Source organism: Variovorax sp. DXTD-1 (assembly GCF_003984625.1).
In the GTDB taxonomy this organism is placed as follows: domain Bacteria; phylum Pseudomonadota; class Gammaproteobacteria; order Burkholderiales; family Burkholderiaceae_C; genus Variovorax.
Genome location: NZ_RWKH01000025.1, coordinates 35327 through 50192, shown reverse-complemented (window position 1 = coordinate 50192; position 14866 = coordinate 35327). Strand labels below are relative to the sequence as shown.

14 protein-coding genes are annotated in these 14866 nt (G+C 67.9%); 11 read left to right on the top strand and 3 right to left on the bottom strand.

Features of this window, described 5'->3' with window-relative positions; genetic code table 11:
• The first annotated feature begins 1 nt into the window (after position 1).
• The 11 genes from EJI00_RS21325 (at position 2) to EJI00_RS21280 (ending at position 12118) form a co-directional block, all read left to right on the top strand.
• Positions 2–664, top strand: a complete 663-nt coding sequence (locus tag EJI00_RS21325; protein WP_126749480.1) for a DUF3540 domain-containing protein — start codon at positions 2–4, stop codon at positions 662–664.
• Positions 665–683: 19 nt separating this feature from the next.
• A complete protein-coding gene (locus EJI00_RS21320) occupies positions 684–1079 on the top strand; it encodes a DUF4150 domain-containing protein (RefSeq protein WP_126749479.1) in 396 nt (131 codons plus the stop codon).
• A 64-nt stretch (positions 1080–1143) separates the two neighbouring features.
• Positions 1144–3546 (top strand): type VI secretion system Vgr family protein, encoded by a 2403-nt coding sequence (locus EJI00_RS21315; protein WP_126749478.1) that lies wholly within the window; start codon positions 1144–1146, stop codon positions 3544–3546.
• 10 nt (positions 3547–3556) lie between these two features.
• Complete coding sequence (locus EJI00_RS21310; protein ID WP_126749477.1) at positions 3557–4024, top strand: DUF6484 domain-containing protein; 468 nt, start codon at positions 3557–3559, stop codon at positions 4022–4024.
• Positions 4025–4053: 29 nt separating this feature from the next.
• Positions 4054–4815, top strand: a complete 762-nt coding sequence (locus EJI00_RS21305) for a DUF4150 domain-containing protein (protein WP_126749476.1) — start codon at positions 4054–4056, stop codon at positions 4813–4815.
• Between the two features lie 36 nt (positions 4816–4851).
• On the top strand, positions 4852–5331 hold the full coding sequence (locus EJI00_RS25135) for a hypothetical protein (protein WP_185868183.1): 480 nt from the start codon (positions 4852–4854) through the stop codon (positions 5329–5331).
• 53 nt (positions 5332–5384) lie between these two features.
• Positions 5385–5879, top strand: coding sequence for a hypothetical protein (locus tag EJI00_RS25130; RefSeq protein ID WP_185868182.1), 495 nt, complete (start codon positions 5385–5387; stop codon positions 5877–5879).
• Positions 5880–5902: 23 nt separating this feature from the next.
• Complete coding sequence (locus tag EJI00_RS21295; protein ID WP_126749474.1) at positions 5903–6982, top strand: DUF2169 domain-containing protein; 1080 nt, start codon at positions 5903–5905, stop codon at positions 6980–6982.
• A gap of 24 nt (positions 6983–7006) precedes the next feature.
• Positions 7007–9373, top strand: coding sequence for a TIGR02270 family protein (locus tag EJI00_RS21290; RefSeq protein ID WP_126749473.1), 2367 nt, complete (start codon positions 7007–7009; stop codon positions 9371–9373).
• Positions 9374–9566: 193 nt separating this feature from the next.
• The gene (gene tagH, locus EJI00_RS21285; RefSeq protein ID WP_126749472.1) at positions 9567–11234 is read left to right on the top strand and encodes a type VI secretion system-associated FHA domain protein TagH; all 1668 of its coding nucleotides are present in this window, start codon (positions 9567–9569) and stop codon (positions 11232–11234) included.
• Positions 11235–11290: 56 nt separating this feature from the next.
• Positions 11291–12118 (top strand): PP2C family protein-serine/threonine phosphatase, encoded by an 828-nt coding sequence (locus tag EJI00_RS21280; RefSeq protein WP_126749471.1) that lies wholly within the window; start codon positions 11291–11293, stop codon positions 12116–12118.
• Here the strand turns inward: EJI00_RS21280 and EJI00_RS21275 are convergent.
• From EJI00_RS21275 to tssC, 3 genes are all read right to left on the bottom strand, one after another.
• On the bottom strand, positions 12115–12675 hold the full coding sequence (locus EJI00_RS21275) for a hypothetical protein (protein ID WP_126749470.1): 561 nt from the start codon (positions 12673–12675) through the stop codon (positions 12115–12117). The two genes, EJI00_RS21280 and EJI00_RS21275, sit on opposite strands and share 4 nt — an antisense overlap.
• 68 nt (positions 12676–12743) lie before the next feature.
• Positions 12744–13226 carry an Hcp family type VI secretion system effector gene (locus EJI00_RS21270; RefSeq protein WP_126749469.1) on the bottom strand — a complete coding sequence of 161 codons (483 nt, stop codon included), beginning with the start codon at positions 13224–13226 and terminating at the stop codon, positions 12744–12746.
• Positions 13227–13368: 142 nt separating this feature from the next.
• Complete coding sequence (gene tssC / locus EJI00_RS21265) at positions 13369–14862, bottom strand: type VI secretion system contractile sheath large subunit (RefSeq protein ID WP_126749468.1); 1494 nt, start codon at positions 14860–14862, stop codon at positions 13369–13371.
• Positions 14863–14866: the final 4 nt, after the last annotated feature.

Here is a 14866-nt window from a genome sequence, read left to right as displayed (position 1 = left end):
CATGCAGACCTATACACCCGATCTCACGACGCGTCTTGCGACCTTGCCTTACCAGTTGGTCGGCATTGTCGATAGCGTGCATGCCTCCGAAGGCGGCATCAGCGTGCGTACCGGCCAAGGCCTGGTGCGCGCGCAATGTGCCGTAAGTTGCCTGGTAAGGCCGGCCGTTGACGATCGGGTGTGGCTTGCGAGCCTCGGCGAAGAAGGCACCTATGTCATGGCCGTTCTCGATCGGCCGGGCACGCAGCCGCTCCAGCTGTCGCTTGGCCGCGATGCGACGATCCAGTCTGAAGGTACGCTCGCGCTGTCCGCCAAGGAGGGTGTGGCGATCCGCACACCGGAGGAGTTCAGTGTGGACGTTCGAGGCCTCACGGTAAAGGCCTCGAAAGCGCGGCTTTTCCTCCAGGTGGCTTCGGTGTTCGGCAAGGCGTTCACGGCGGCCATCGCCAGCGTCTCTGTCGCCGGCAGCCGCATGGAGTCGTACTTCGAGCGGCTGACGCAGACCAGCCAGATCACGGTGCGCCACGTTGAGGGGGCGGACCTGCTGAGCTGCGGAACCGCCGACTACCGCTCGGAGCACCTGATGAGGATGCACGGCGAGAACGTCATCGTGACCGCCGACGAACTTGTCAAGTCGGACGGCAAGCAGATCCATTTTGGATAGCGGCTGAAGGAGAAAAGACATGTTCGCCAACAGCCAGATGATGGGAATGGACTTCGCATTCCCCGATGTATGCCTGACGCCGAGCCCAGCAGGTCCCGTGCCGCTTCCGTATCCGAACATCGCGATGGGACCGACGGCGATACCGAACGTGCCGACCGTGCTCTTCGGGGGTACGCCGGCGCACAACATGGCTACGACCATTCCGATGTCGAACGGCGATAACGCCGGGTTGGCGACCGGCGTTGCATCGGGCATGGTGATGGGACCCTGCCGCCATCTGACCGCCGCATTCACCGTCATCGTCAAGGGTATGCCCGCAACGCGGCTCACCAGCGTGTCGCTGCAGAACAGCACCAATATCCCCGGCTGCCGTATCGTGCCGAGCCAGGTGAAGGTGCTGTTGCTGGCGCCTTGACGCAACGGCTTGGAGCGATTGCCAGGGCATCCCACGGCACGAATATCAGCATGAGTTCCAAGCCATGGCCGATCACGAATTCCGCATCGAAAGCGATTCGCCCGCCAACGGCGAACTGATGTTCTGGCGCATCGTGGGCCATGAAGCGCTCGCGCGCGCGTCCACCTACGAACTCACTGTGCTGTCGAAGAACCATGCGCTCGATGCCAAGGACATCCTCGGGCGCGCGTTCGACGTGGTCATCGAATTCCAGGACAAGGACGGCGGCGCGCACGAGCGCCACTGCCAGGGCCACGCCGTGCGCTTCGAGCGCGCCGGCCACGTGGGGCGCCACTTCGAATACCGCATCGGCCTGCGCTCGTGGTTCTGGCTGCTCACCAAGCGCACCAACTCGCGCATCCTGCAGGACAAGAAGGTGCTCGAGGTGCTCGACGCCGTCTTTGAAGACAGCCCGATCAAGCGCTTCAAGAAGACCAAGGCCGGTAACGTCATCGGCACCCACACGCCCAGGCGCTACTGCGTGCAGCACCAGGAAAGCGACTACCGGTTCCTCTCGCGCCTGCTCGAGGACGAAGGCATTTACTACTGGTTCGATTCGCACGACGCGCCCGGCACCATGCACCTGTCGGACGCGAGCGACATCGCGCACGACAAGCTGCCCGTGGAAGGCACGCTGCGCCACGTGGCCAGCGACACCACCGAGGCGCGCCACAACGAGATCTCGCGCTGGGTGAGCGCGCGCCAGTTCGACACCGGCACCTACGCCTCGTGCGACAGCGACTTCAAGGCCATCAAGAAGAAGCTGGAGGCCACCGGCGGCCAGCCCGACAAGCACGAGCTGGCCGAATTCGAGGCCTTCGAGTTCGCGGGCGGCTACTTCACGGGCGGGGATGCGGACGACAAGGGCAAGCTGCGCGGCGAAGAGATCGCTGCGCGCCGCCAGCGCCACTGGGCGCTCACCACCTGGCCCGACGTGGCGGCGGGGCGCAGCTTCACCTTCGAGGGCGACCCCGACGGCACTCGGGATGGCGACTACGTGATCGCGGCCTGCACCTTCGCGGCGAGCCACCCCGGCTACGAGAGCATTCCCCATGCCACGCCGAGGATGCCCGTCGAGCAGGCGCTGCGCGAGGCGCTCGACGACGATGCCGTGAACGCCCAGGCGCGGCCCGCGATGGAGGCGCTGATCGCCGACGCGCCCGCGCTGCGCACCGACCTGCAGGGCACCAGCGCCTTCCTGATCACCGCGATTCCGGTCGACGTGCCGTTCCGTCCGCCGCGCCTCACGCCGCGTGTCGTCATGCCCGGGCCGCAGTCGGCCATCGTGGTGGGGCCGGCCGGCGAGGAGATCCACGCCGACGACTTCGGCCGCGTGAAGGTGCACTTCCACTGGGACCGCTACGACAAGAGCGACGAGAAGTCGACTTGCTGGGTGCGCGTGTCGCAGCCGTGGGCGGGCAAGGGCTGGGGCGGGTATTTCATTCCGCGCATCGGGCAGGAGGTGATCGTCGATTTCCTGAACGGCGACCCCGACCGGCCGATCATCGTGGGCCGCGTCTACAACGACGACCAGCCGATCCCGTTCGGGTCGCACACGCAGAGCGGCTTTCGCACGCGCTCCACGCCCAAGGGCAGCGCCTCGAACTGCAACGAGTTCCGCTTCGAGGACAAGAAAGGTTCCGAGCAGGTGTACCTGCACGCCGAGAAGAACCAGGACATCGAGGTCGAGAACGACGAGACCCACTGGGTGGGCCACGACCGCACCAAGACCGTGGACCACGACGAGACCACGCACGTCAAGCACGACCGCACCGAGACGGTCGACAACAACGAGACCATCGCCATCGGCCTGAACCGCTCGGAGCAGGTCGGCAACAACGAGACCATCGCGATCGGAGTGAACCGCACGGAGACGGTGGGGAGCAACGAGACGATTTCCATCGGATCGAACCGGTCGATCACCGTGGGCGCGAGCGAGACGGCGACGGTGGCGTTGCAGCGTACGCATTCGGTGGGGATCAACGAGACCATCACCGTCGGCGCGGCGCAGGAGGTCACGGTGGGGGCGATGCAGGCGGTGACGGTGGGGGCGAGCCAGACGATCAACGTGGGGGCCACGCAGAACGTGACCATCGGCACCGACCAGACCGAGTCCATCGGCGCGAACCGCGCGATCAGGGTCGGTGCCAAGTTCGCGATCAACGTGGGCAGCGATGCCTCGATGACGGTGGGCGCGGGCCGCTCGTCCAGCATCGACAAGGACGACACGGTCAGCGTGGGCAAGAAGTTCGTGGTCGATGCCGGCGAGGAGATCTCGCTGACCACGGGCAGCGCGAGCATCGTGATGAAGAAGGACGGCTCCATCACGATCAAGGGCAAGGACATCCTCATCGAGGGCTCCGGCGCGGTGAACGTCAAGGCCTCGGGCAATGTGGTGGTCAAGGGTTCGAAGATCACCCACAACTGAAGGAGGTGACATGAGCGGACGCGATGAGGCGCTGGCGCGGTTGATGCCCGCCACCGGCGACAACCCTGGCGCAATGCGGCTGGGCGTGCGGGTGGCCCGCCTCGCCGCTCTGACCGGTGCGGGGCCCTGGGTGCGCATGCCGGACGACGATTCGCCGCTGTGCGCGCGCACCACGGTGCATCTGGGCGAGGAGGACGTGGGTCGCGACGTGGTGGTGGCCTTCGACGGCGGCGACCCGCAGCGGCCATTGATCTTGGGGCGCGTGCTGCCGATGCAGGAAGGGCCGTCGGACGCGGTGCATGCACAGGCGGACAACGGCCGGCTGGTGCTGTCGGCGCGCGAGCGCATCGTGCTGCGGTGCGGCAGTTCCAGCATCACGCTCACGCGGGCGGGCAAGGTGCTGATCGACGGGCATTTCGTGCAGACCCGCGCCACCGGGGTGAACGCGCTCAAGGGCGGGTCCATCGAGCTCAACTGAGCGCCAGCCCGACCACCGGTGATGCTGCGATGTCGCTGACCGTCTACGCCGAAGGCATGGGCCTTTTCCACAAAGGAAGCGGCGGCAAGGGCATTGCGCCCGGCGACGTGTGCCTGACGCCCCCGCCCCCGCCGGGCGGCCCGGTGCCCGTGCCGTACGTGAACGTGTGCAGCGCATCGGATCTGTCCAAGGGCAGCAGTTCGGTGCTGATCGACGGCGAGCCGACCGCGCTCGAGGATGCGTCGGAGGTCAGCACCAGCACCGGCAACGAGGCGGGCACGCAGGGAGGCAACGTGGTCACGCACAAGACCAAGGGCAAGGCGGTCTTCTCCAACTGGTCGCACACCGTCAAGGTCGAGGGCAAGGGCGTGTGTCGCCACGGCGATCCGATGGGGCAGAACTGCGCGACGCCGCCGGTGGGAATCATCGAGCCCGCCGCGCTGGTGCGCGTGTCGAACGCTCATGGCTGGGATGGGACCCAGCCCTGCAAGAACCGCTACAAGCGCCCCAAGGAAGGCAAGCCCAATGCAGCGCAGCGCAAGAAGATCGCGGGCAAGAAATGCTGGAAGTGCAAGTGGCGCAACGCGACCGTGCCCGACCATCAGCCACCGCTGATCGTCGCGTGGTATCTGGGCGGGTGCAACGCCGTGGCCAAGTTCAAGGAATGGGCCAAGTCGACCGGGGCCACGTCCAAGGGCCACTGCCGGCCCTGCTCTGGCAAGCAAGGCGGCACGGTGTCCAGAAGGCACGGAACAGCGCGCGTGAACGCCTTCCTGAAAAAGATCAAGTAAGCAGGCTATCAATCAACCGGACCGAAGGAGATGCCGATGAGCGACTACAAGGAATTGTTCGACGACTACGTCGTCGAGTTGCGGCAGGCCAGGGCCCTCGCGCTGGCGTGGTGGCAGGCGCTGCTGCTGGGTGAGACGCAGGCCGGCGCCGATGCAGAGGCCGCGCAGGATGCTGTCGACCGGCGCTGGCCGCTCGGGCCGGTGTCGCATCCGTTCGTGATCGAGGTCTTTCGCAAGTATGCGCTGGCGTGCCAGCAGCTCAACGACGCGGCGGAGGAGTTCGAGGACGACGACGGCGACGAGGACGACCTCGACGAATCCGACGAGGCCGACTGGGGCAGCGAGGACGTGGACGACGAGGACGAGCAGGCCGACCTCGAGACGTTGGAGGGGCCGGTCGAACCGCGCGAGCTGCTGATCGAGATGCTGCCGAACCGGGTGGAAGACCTGGCGGAGTTCATGGCGGACTTCGTCTTCACGCCCCTGGGTCTCGACAAGAAAGAGCGCTGGATCTGAAGATGCCGGCGCGCCGTTCGCACAGGTATTCACGACGAACCAAGGGAATTTCCATGACACCCAAATACATGACGGAAGAAGGCATGAACGACGGGATCGCGAGGCTGCTCGTTGCGCCGCGCGACCTGGCGCTGAGCGGCGCGACCGTCGTCTACCTGTCGCCCGCGCGCGGCGAGGCCTCGGCCGCGCACCGTGCACTCTTTGCCAAGTACCGCAAGGAACTGAAGAAGGTGCTCGACGAGGCGATCGAGTGGTGGGCCTACCGCAACGAGTCGCTGGAGGAGGAGCTGGGTTCTGCCAAGCAGGCGCGGGTCGCGAACTGGGCCGAGTTTCCGGCGGGGCCGGTGTCGGACCCGAACACGGTCGCGGTCATCCGCAAGTACTGGCTCGCCTGTGCCGAGCTCAATGCCAAGGAAGCGCCGCCGGTCGGACCCGAATCCTTCCTGCTGCAATGGGTGGTCGACGAAGGAGACATGGCCACCGCCGAGCTGCTGTCGGCCATGCCGTACTGGCCGGTCGGGCTGGATGGTGCCGGCCGCTGGACCTGAAGCCCTGAGACGAGGCCCCACGCATGACGCCCACAATCTTGAACCTCACGCCGTTCGCGCAGCAGTGCATGCTGCTGATGGACCGCGAGGGGCAGTTGTTCTTCTGCATCCTCGTGTGTGCGACCTACGGCGTCGACGAAACCGGCGAGCCCTTCCCCTTGCCCGTGCAGCCACCGCCGCCGCTGGGCGACGAGCCGAATGGCGTGCCGGGCCGCTCGTCGCTGCGGCGGGCCAGTGCCGCGAGCGTGGCGAAGCCCGCGGTCGACTTCATCGTGAACGCCACCGCTCACGCTCCGCATGGCGAGGCGGTGACGGAGATGGCCGCGGGCGTGCGCGTCGGCGCGTGGCGCAAGGTACTCACCGTCACGGGCGACCGGCAGCGGGTCGGGCTCACGGGCACCCGGGTGTCGTCGCCGCAACCCTTCACGGCCATGCCGCTGCGCTACGAGCGCGCATTCGGCGGCAGCGTGAGCGACGACGCGGACGCGGTGACCGCATGCCACACGGAGAACCCCGTGGGCGTGGGCTGGCGCGGCGCGCCTTCGTCGGACCCGGCGGTGACCACCGACCTGCCCAACATCGGACCCTTCGGGCAAAGGATGAACGCCTCCGACGCCGCGTTCCCGGTGTCCGGCTTCGGCGCCATCGCGCCCAACTGGACGCCGCGCATCCACCACGCCGGGACCTACGACAAGACCTGGACGGATTCCCGCTGGCCTTTGCCGCCGCTCGATCTCGATCCGCGATTCGCGCAATGCGCGCCGCTCGACCAGCAGTGGCCGCACGCGATGGCGCACGAAGAGGTGCAACTGGCCAATCTCACGCCCGAGGGACTCTGGGGATTTCGCATGCCGGCTCCCGACATCGGCGTCACCGTGCTGCATTCCACCGGGATTGCGCAGCACCGCCTGCGCGTGGACACGGTGTATGTGGATGCTGAGGCGCGCACTGTGTCCGTGCTGGCGCGGCACTGCCTGACCGGCCTGCGCTCACTCGGGCTGGTGCGTGAGATCGTCATCGGCGATGCCTCGCCGGGCTGGCTGCGCGCGCAACGCCGTGGCAAGCGCTATGTCGGCCGCGCCGCGCCGGCGCTCGCCGAGTGAGGCGGCTGAAACAAGTCGGCTGCCATGCAACTGATCTACGCCACCGGATGCGTCACGGCCGTCGGCATGGACGCTGCGCAGACCTGCGCGGCCATCCGGGCCGGCCTGAGCGGCATCGAGGCCGTGCTGCCCAACACCGGCGAACCGCTGCTGGCGGCGCCCATCCCCGCCGCGGGCAAGCTGAAGCCGTCGCACGAAGCCTGGCTGCGCAAGCTGCTGTTGCGCGCGGTGCGCGAGTGCCTGGGCGTCTATGCCGGCGACATGGCGCGCTGCGCGTTGTTCGTGGCCTTGCCCGAGCCGTTCCGCAACCACGCGGTCACGCAGGACGGAACCGGCCGTGCCTTCATCGCGCGCGCGATGCGCAGCCTGGGCCTGCGGCCTTCACCGCACTCGCGCGTGCTGCTGGAAGGCCACGCCTCGAGCGCGGGCGCCCTGGAGGCGGCCGACGCACTGCTGGCGCGCAACGAGATCGACGCGGCGCTGATCGGCGGCGTCGATTCGATGCTGAACGACGAGGACCGCGATCGCCTGCACGATAGCGGGCGCCTGCACGAAGCAGCCAACCCCTTCGGGCTGATTCCCGGCGAGGCGGCGGCCTTCTTCCTGACGGGGCGCGTCTCGGGACCGTTCCGCGAACCCGCGATGGCCTGCGTGCTGGGCGCGGCCCAGGCGCGGGAGCCCGACAGCCTGCGCACGGACCGCTATTCGGTGGGCAGAGGCCTGCAGCGCGCGATCGATGCGGCGCTGCACGTGGCCGGCGCAACCGAGGCGCAGATCGAATGGCGCATCACCGACATCAACGGCGAGCGTTACCGAGCATGGGAGTCGACGGCACTGCTTGCACGGCAGTACCGGGCCTGGCGTGACGGCCTGCCGTGCATCCATCTGCCGGCATTCACCGGCGACGTGGGGTGCGCCACCTTGCCCTTGCAGGTGATCGTCAGCGCGCATGGGATGTACTGGGGCTACGCACCGGGCGCGGTCGCGGTGTGCGAGTCGTCGTCGGAAGGGGAAATGCGCGGTGCCTGCCTGATCGGGCCCGCCGACGGCGCGCGGACGCCGCCATTCCGGGCCTTCGTTCGCGCGGGCGGCGTGGCGACGGCGTCGGCGCGCGCCGTGGTCGCTCGGCAGATCGAACGACTGCCGCACGAGCTTGCATGGCTCGCGCAGCATCGCCCGCGCCTGGCCGGCGGGCGGGAGACGCTCGCGCGACTGGCGGGCTTCGACGAGCGCATCGATGCGCACATCGCGCTGTTGCGCACCACCGATGCCGAGGGCTGGAGCGCCTGCATCGCGTGCGCCGCGGATGCGGGGCCTGGCGGGCTGTTCGCGCCCACGGTGCTGGCGGTGGAATCGGGCGACGCGACGCAGCTGCGGGAGGTGCTGGCGGCGGCCGCGGGCGTCGAGGTCGCGGACGGCGTTTGCGATGCGAGCCTGGTGGACGCATTCGGCTGGGTGTCCAGCAATGCCCTGCGGGGGCTCGTGGTGAAGATGGCGACGGCGGGCGCACCGCTGGCGCGTTACCTCGCCGCCGCCGCCATGCACCTGCACCGCACGCCGCCCGGCGATTTGCTGTGGGCGCTCCTGGACGACAGCGACGATGCGGTTCGTGCCCGCGCGCTGCAGCTGGCGGGCGAGGTCGGCGTGGCGGACTGCATCGATCGCGTGCGCGAGAACCTGGCTCACGGGAGCACGCAGGTGCGTTTTCGCGCCGCGTGCGCCGCCTTGATGCTGGGGGAAGCGCATCCGGCGCTCGATGTGCTCGAACAGATGGCGGGCGGCGCGACGGCCGAGGCACCCGAGGCGCTGGCGCTGTTCCTGCGTGCCGCAGATCTGCCGCGAGTGCGCCATGTGCTGGGGCAGATGACGCAGGCCGTCCAGGGCTCCGAGGGCCGCCCGGCACTGCGCCGTCTCATCGAGGCTTGCGGTACCGCGGGCGATGCGCAGCTCGTGCCGTGGCTGATGCGCCAGCTGGACGACCCCGCGTCGGCGCGCATCGCGGGCGAGGCGCTGCGCACGATCACCGGCCTTTCGGTGCAGGCCTCCTCGCGTGCGGGCGCATCGGCCGGACGCGGCAGCAGGGGACTCACGGACGATCCGGACGACGACAAGGTCGCCGAAGACGAAGACGCCGATCTGCCGTGGCCCGACGTCCAGGCGATCGCGCGTTGGTGGCAGGCGGACGGCCATATCTTCACGCCCGGGGTCCGATATTTCCTGGGGCGGCCGCCGGACGAGACGCATTGCGTGCGCGTGCTGCGCCACGGCCACCAGCGCCAGCGCGCGGCGGCGGCCCAGCACCTGTGCCTGCTGCAACCCGGAACGCCGTTGTTTCCCGTCGCCGCGCCGGCATGGCGGCAACGGCGCTGGCTCGACGCCATGGAAGCCTGAGCACCATGCGGACTCCCTGCATCCTCGCCGCATCGATCTTCACCGCCGTCGCGGCCTGGCTGCAATGGCATACCTCTTAAGGCGAGATTGCCAACCCGCCCCACGGAATGAATACTCCTTCTGAGTTTTTTCGCCCGCGCATGCGTGGGTTGTTTTGGGGCGTAGACAGGCCTAGAGCCTCGGGGGCCGATTCATGATCCATATCGCTGTCATCACCCGGCAAGGCGCTCCGGCGGGGCAGCCCATCGCTGCCGATTTCGGGCCCAACGGGGGCACCATCGGACGTGCCGACACCAACACGCTGGTGCTCGACGACCCGGACCGCACGGTCTCGCGCGTGCATGCACAGGTGCTGTGCCGCGACGGCCAGTACTTCGTCATCGACCGTGGCAGCAATCCGATGCAGTGCAACGGCGTGTCGCTGGGCTCGGGCAAGGAGGCGCCGCTCACCGATGGCGCGCGGCTGGTCGTGGGCAGCTTCGAGCTCAGCGTGCGCATGAGCGCGGCCGCGCCACCGGCATTGGCCATTCCCAACACCGTGATGTCGCCGCCGCTCGGCGCAGCCCCCCAGGCCAGCACGAGCGACGATCCCTTTGCCGACCTGCTTGCGGGGCTCGGATCGCCGGCACCTGCCGCGGCCGGTGCGGGCCCTGTGTCCGGCGCGAGGGCCGCCGCGCCCGAGAGCGCGGATGCGCTGCTCTTTCCCGACCCGATGGAAAGCGGCTCGCGCAACGCGCAGGCTGCGCAGGTCGATCCATTCGCCAGCCTGCTCGGGCCCACGCCGTCCTCCGCGCCGGCCGCGGGCCTCGCTGCGCTCGATTTCTCCGACCTCGGCGCACCGCCCGCGCATGGCAAGGCAGCCGGCATCGACGAGCTTTTCGGCGGCATGGGCGGTGGTGGCGGAATCGGCGGTGATCCGCTCGCGCTGTCGCCGCTGGCCGATCCGCTGCTGCAGCCGAACACGGCTTCTTCCGCCGATCCGCTGGCCGCGTTGCAGAGCGCGGCACCGGCCACGCCGACGCCTCGCTCGGACCATGTGCCGATCGACCAGTTCGGCTTCACGCCGCCCAGGGCCGTCACGCCACCGCCGCCTGCGCCACTGGCCGCCGCGCCGGTGGAAGCGCTGCCGCAGTTCGACGACATCACGGGCCAGCCGATCCGCATCAGCGGCCCCGAGGTCGCCAGCCGGCCGTTCGAGCCACCGCCGCCGCCACCGCCGCCACCGCCGCCCGTCCAGCGGGCGCCCGCCGCGGCCTCGCGCACGGCCTCCGACGACGAACTGCTCGCCGCCTTCCTGCGCGGCCTGGCCAGCACGCACCAGGCGCCCGAGATGCTCACGCCCGGCCTCATGGAGCGCATCGGCTCAATCCTGCGCAGCGCCACCGAGGGCACGCTGCAACTCCTGCTCACGCGCCAGGAGTTCAAGCGCGAGGTGCGCGCCGAGGTCACGATGATCGCCTCGCAGGCCAACAACCCGCTCAAGTTCTCGCCGACCGTCGAGGTCGCGCTGGCCCACCTGTTGGGCCCCGGGGTGCGCGGCTTCATGCCGCCGGAGGCCGCGATGCGCGATGCGTTCAACGACCTGCGCGCGCACCAGTTCGGCGTGATGGTGGGCATGCGCGCGGCGCTGGCGCACGTCATCGCGCGCTTCGAGCCCGACGAGCTCGAGAAGAAGATCAGCGCGAAGTCGGCGCTCGACGCGCTGTTCACCGCCAACCGCAAGGCCAAGCTCTGGGACCAGTTCGTGGCGCTCTACGGTGGCATTGCGAGCGAGGCGGAAGACGACTTCCACAACCTCTTCGGCAAGGCCTTCCTCGAGGCCTACGAAGAGCAGATGGCGCGCCTCAAGTCGGACACCTGAAGAGCGTTCCCCCCAGGCACAAGTACAACAGCACCAGCAAACGCGAGGCACCCCGCTTGGAAATAGAAATCGTCACGCTGTCCCGGCAGGGCGGCCGCAACTACAACGAGGACGTCCACGGCCACTGGCACGACGAGCGCTACGTCGCCTGCCTGGTGGCCGACGGCGCGGGCGGCCATGGCGGCGGCGATGTGGCGGCGGCAACGGCGCGCAGCAGCGTGCTGGGCGGCTTCTCGGCGGCGCCGGGGCTGGACGAATTCACATTGCGCACGCTGGTCGAACAGGCCAACCGCGACGTGGTGGCCCGGCAGTCCGAAGGCGGCAAGCTTGCCGGCATGCGCTCCACGGTGGTCTTTGCGGCCATCGACCTGGAGAGCCAGGCGCTCGCATGGGTTCACAGCGGCGACAGCCGCGCCTACCTGTTCCGCGGCGGCGCGATCGTGGCGCGCACCACCGATCACAGCCTGGTGCAGCAGATGGTCGCCGGCGGCATGCTCGACGAGGAAGGCGCGCGCCTGCATCCGCAACGCAACATGCTGCTCTCGGCACTCGGCTCGGTAGAGGAGGCTCCCGACATCACGGTGTCCGACCGCATGCGCCTGATGCCGGGTGACGTGCTGCTCTTGTGCAGCGACGGCGTGTGGGAGCCGCTGGGCGACGAGTGCCTGGTCGACACGTTGCATGCTTCGCGCACGCCCAGCCAATGGACCGAGCAGCTCGACGCGCAGATCAAGGCGCACGCCAAGCCGGGGCACGACAACTACACGGCGCTCACGCTGTGGGTGATTCCCGATGACGTCGACGACGCCACGCGCCTGATGCCGGCGGCCGGGGAAGAGACGATGCCCGCGGCCATCGAGGCGAACGGGAAACCGGCGGACTAGGGTTTTTTCGGACGGTAGGCCTTGAGCGTGCCGGTCACCGTCACGTCCACCGTGACCACCACGAGAGCCGACTCCATCTTGCCGTTGTCCTGCCGCTTCATCGGCTTGCGGGTGGTGGTCGAGGTGGAGCTGCCCTTCCAGCGGATCGTGCTGGAACGCACGGCCTCCTTGTTGCCCAGGTGGTTCTGCTCCAGCACCGTGATGGCGCCGGTGCCCGGGTTCTTGGAAAGAATCGAGGTGTGGTGCGAGTGGCCGACCGTCACATAGGGACTGTCGGTCCAGCCCGAGTCGTCGGCAAAGGTGACGTCGGTCGTGGTGGTCGTCGTCATCTCGTAGTCGCGGTACTGCAGGATGTCGCCGGGAAGCGCATCCTTGAGCGCGACTTCGTCGCCCCAGATGTAATCGTCGTCGGCGCCCATGGGGCCGAAATCCGACGAGGTGCCGGCGCCGGCCTGGCCCAGGGCCTTGTTGGCCAGGTCCCAGCATTCGCCTGCGCCGATCTGTTTGCCGAGCTGTGCGCTGGCCCACTGAAGGACCTTGGCGTTGAGTGTGGCCATCGCGTGTCTCCAGCTGGAAGGTCAAGGGGGCGGCCGCCGTCCACCGGGCGGCCGCGGCGCGAGGTGCCTCAGACCTTCTTGTTGGCGGCGATGTCCCAGCCGGTTTCCTTGGTGCCGTCGCCGGAACCGTCGGCCTTCTGCGGCGTGTACTCGTACTTGAACTTCGAGAAGTTCAGCGTGACGGTTTCGGTCAGGCGGTCTTCGCCGCCGCTGCCGCCGGTGTGAATGTTGCTGACGATGATGTCTTCCATCGTGAGCTTGATGTATTCGAGCGGCGTGGCCCCGGCCTTGCGGACCACCAGCGTGCCCTTCTTGATGTGCTGGCCGTTGCAGCAATCGAGCAGCAGCAGGTGCGAGGAGGCGTCCACGTACTTGGTGACCGAGAGGTCCTGCACGCTTACCTTGCCCGCGCCCGAGCCGCCGCCGACATGGCCGGTGCCGGATTGGCTGGCGCCCCAGCTCCAGGAGAGAACGTCGATTTCCTTCTTGTGCGAATCGTCCTTGGATTCACCGTCGACGCCCTCGAGCTTCAAAAACATGTCTGCAGCCATGATGCTTACCTTTCAGTTGTGTGTGCGAGTCAGAGAAAAAAAGGGCTTCCGTGCGGTGCCTGATTGGCGGTGCCCGGGAGCTATGGAGAGAACGAGTGGCGGCCCCCGTTTTCAAAGGCGCGCCGATGGCATATGCCGCCCGTTACTTGCCGCCCTTGGCCGAGGGCAGCTTCGATACCAGCCGCAGCGACACCGTGAGGCCTTCGAGCTGGTAGTGCGGGCGCAGGAAGAACTTGGAGGTGTAGTAGCCGGGGTTGCCCTCGACCTCCTCCACCACCACCTCGGCCGCGGCCAGGGGCTTCCTGGCCTTGGTCTCTTCGGAGGAGTTGACGGGGTCGCCGTCCACGTAGTTCATGATCCATTTGTTGAGCCAGCGCTGCATGTCGTCGCGCTCCTTGAAGCTGCCGACCTTGTCGCGCACGATGCACTTCAGGTAGTGCGCGAAGCGGTTGCAGGCAAAGAGGTAGGGCAGGCGGGCCGCCAGGTTGGCGTTGGCCGTGGCATCCGGGTCGTCGTACTCGGCCGGCTTGTGCAGCGACTGCGCCCCGATGAAGGCCGCGAAGTCGGAGTTCTTGCGGTGGATGAGCGAGAGCAGGCCGGCCTTCGACAGTTCCGCCTCGCGCCGGTCGCTGATGGCGATCTCGGTCGGACACTTCTGGTCCACGCCGCCGTCGTCGCTCGGGAAGGTGTGCAGCGGCAGGTTCTCCACCGCGCCGCCCGACTCGATGCCGCGGATGCGCGATCCCCAGCCGTAGAGCTTGTAGGAGCGGTTGATGTTGGTGGCCATCGCATACGCCGCGTTGGCCCAGGCGTACTTGCTGTGGTCGGCGCCGGCGGTGTCTTCCTCGAAGTCGAACTCCTCCACCGGGTTGGTGTTGGCGCCGTAGGGCGTGCGCGCCAGGAAGCGCGGCATGCAAAGGCCCAGGTACTTGGCGTCGTCGGAATCGCGCAGCGACCGCCAGCCGGCGTACTCGGGCGTGAGAAAGATCTTGGTCAGGTCGCGCGGGTTGGCGAGCTCCTGCCACGATTCCATCTGCATCAGGTTGGGGCTTGCGCCGGTGATGAAGGGTGCATGCGCCGAGGCGGCAATCTTGGCCATCTCGCCGAGCAGTTCGATATCGGGCGGGCTCTGGTCGAAGTGGTAGTCGCCCACCAGCGCGCCGAAGGGCTCGCCGCCGAACTGGCCGTATTCCTGTTCGTAGATCTTCTTGAACATCGGGCTCTGGTCCCAGGCCGCGCCCTTGAACTTCTTCAGGCTCTTGGCGAGGTCCGTTTTCGAAATGTCCATCACCCGGATCTTCAGATGCTCGTCGGTTTCGGTGTTGTTGACCATGTAGTGCAGGCCGCGCCACGCACTCTCCAGCTTCTGGTAGTCGGGGTGGTGAATGATCTTGTTGACCTGGTCGGTCAGCTTGGCGTCGATCGCGGCGATCATGGCCTGGATCGACTTGGTCACGTCCTTGCCGATCACGGTGCTGTTGCTCAGCGCCTGCTGCGCGAGCGTGAGCACCGCGGCTTCGACGGCGCTCTTGGCTTCGTCGCTGCGCGGCTTGAATTCCTTTTGCAGGAGCGACGAAAAGTCGCTGCCCGCATAAGCGACGTCTTTGAGTGCGCTCTGCTCGAGTGCTTCGGCCATGGTG

Coding starts and splice junctions, on each gene's coding strand:
- tagH (WP_126749472.1), top strand. CDS start 9,567: ATGATCCATATCGCTGTCATCACCCGGCAAGGCGCTCCGGCGGGGCAG.
- EJI00_RS21270 (WP_126749469.1), bottom strand. CDS start 13,226: ATGGCTGCAGACATGTTTTTGAAGCTCGAGGGCGTCGACGGTGAATCC.
- tssC (WP_126749468.1), bottom strand. CDS start 14,862: ATGGCCGAAGCACTCGAGCAGAGCGCACTCAAAGACGTCGCTTATGCG.
- EJI00_RS25130 (WP_185868182.1), top strand. CDS start 5,385: ATGACACCCAAATACATGACGGAAGAAGGCATGAACGACGGGATCGCG.
- EJI00_RS21310 (WP_126749477.1), top strand. CDS start 3,557: ATGAGCGGACGCGATGAGGCGCTGGCGCGGTTGATGCCCGCCACCGGC.
- EJI00_RS21295 (WP_126749474.1), top strand. CDS start 5,903: ATGACGCCCACAATCTTGAACCTCACGCCGTTCGCGCAGCAGTGCATG.
- EJI00_RS25135 (WP_185868183.1), top strand. CDS start 4,852: ATGAGCGACTACAAGGAATTGTTCGACGACTACGTCGTCGAGTTGCGG.
- EJI00_RS21320 (WP_126749479.1), top strand. CDS start 684: ATGTTCGCCAACAGCCAGATGATGGGAATGGACTTCGCATTCCCCGAT.
- EJI00_RS21315 (WP_126749478.1), top strand. CDS start 1,144: ATGGCCGATCACGAATTCCGCATCGAAAGCGATTCGCCCGCCAACGGC.
- EJI00_RS21325 (WP_126749480.1), top strand. CDS start 2: ATGCAGACCTATACACCCGATCTCACGACGCGTCTTGCGACCTTGCCT.
- EJI00_RS21290 (WP_126749473.1), top strand. CDS start 7,007: ATGCAACTGATCTACGCCACCGGATGCGTCACGGCCGTCGGCATGGAC.
- EJI00_RS21305 (WP_126749476.1), top strand. CDS start 4,054: ATGTCGCTGACCGTCTACGCCGAAGGCATGGGCCTTTTCCACAAAGGA.
- EJI00_RS21275 (WP_126749470.1), bottom strand. CDS start 12,675: ATGGCCACACTCAACGCCAAGGTCCTTCAGTGGGCCAGCGCACAGCTC.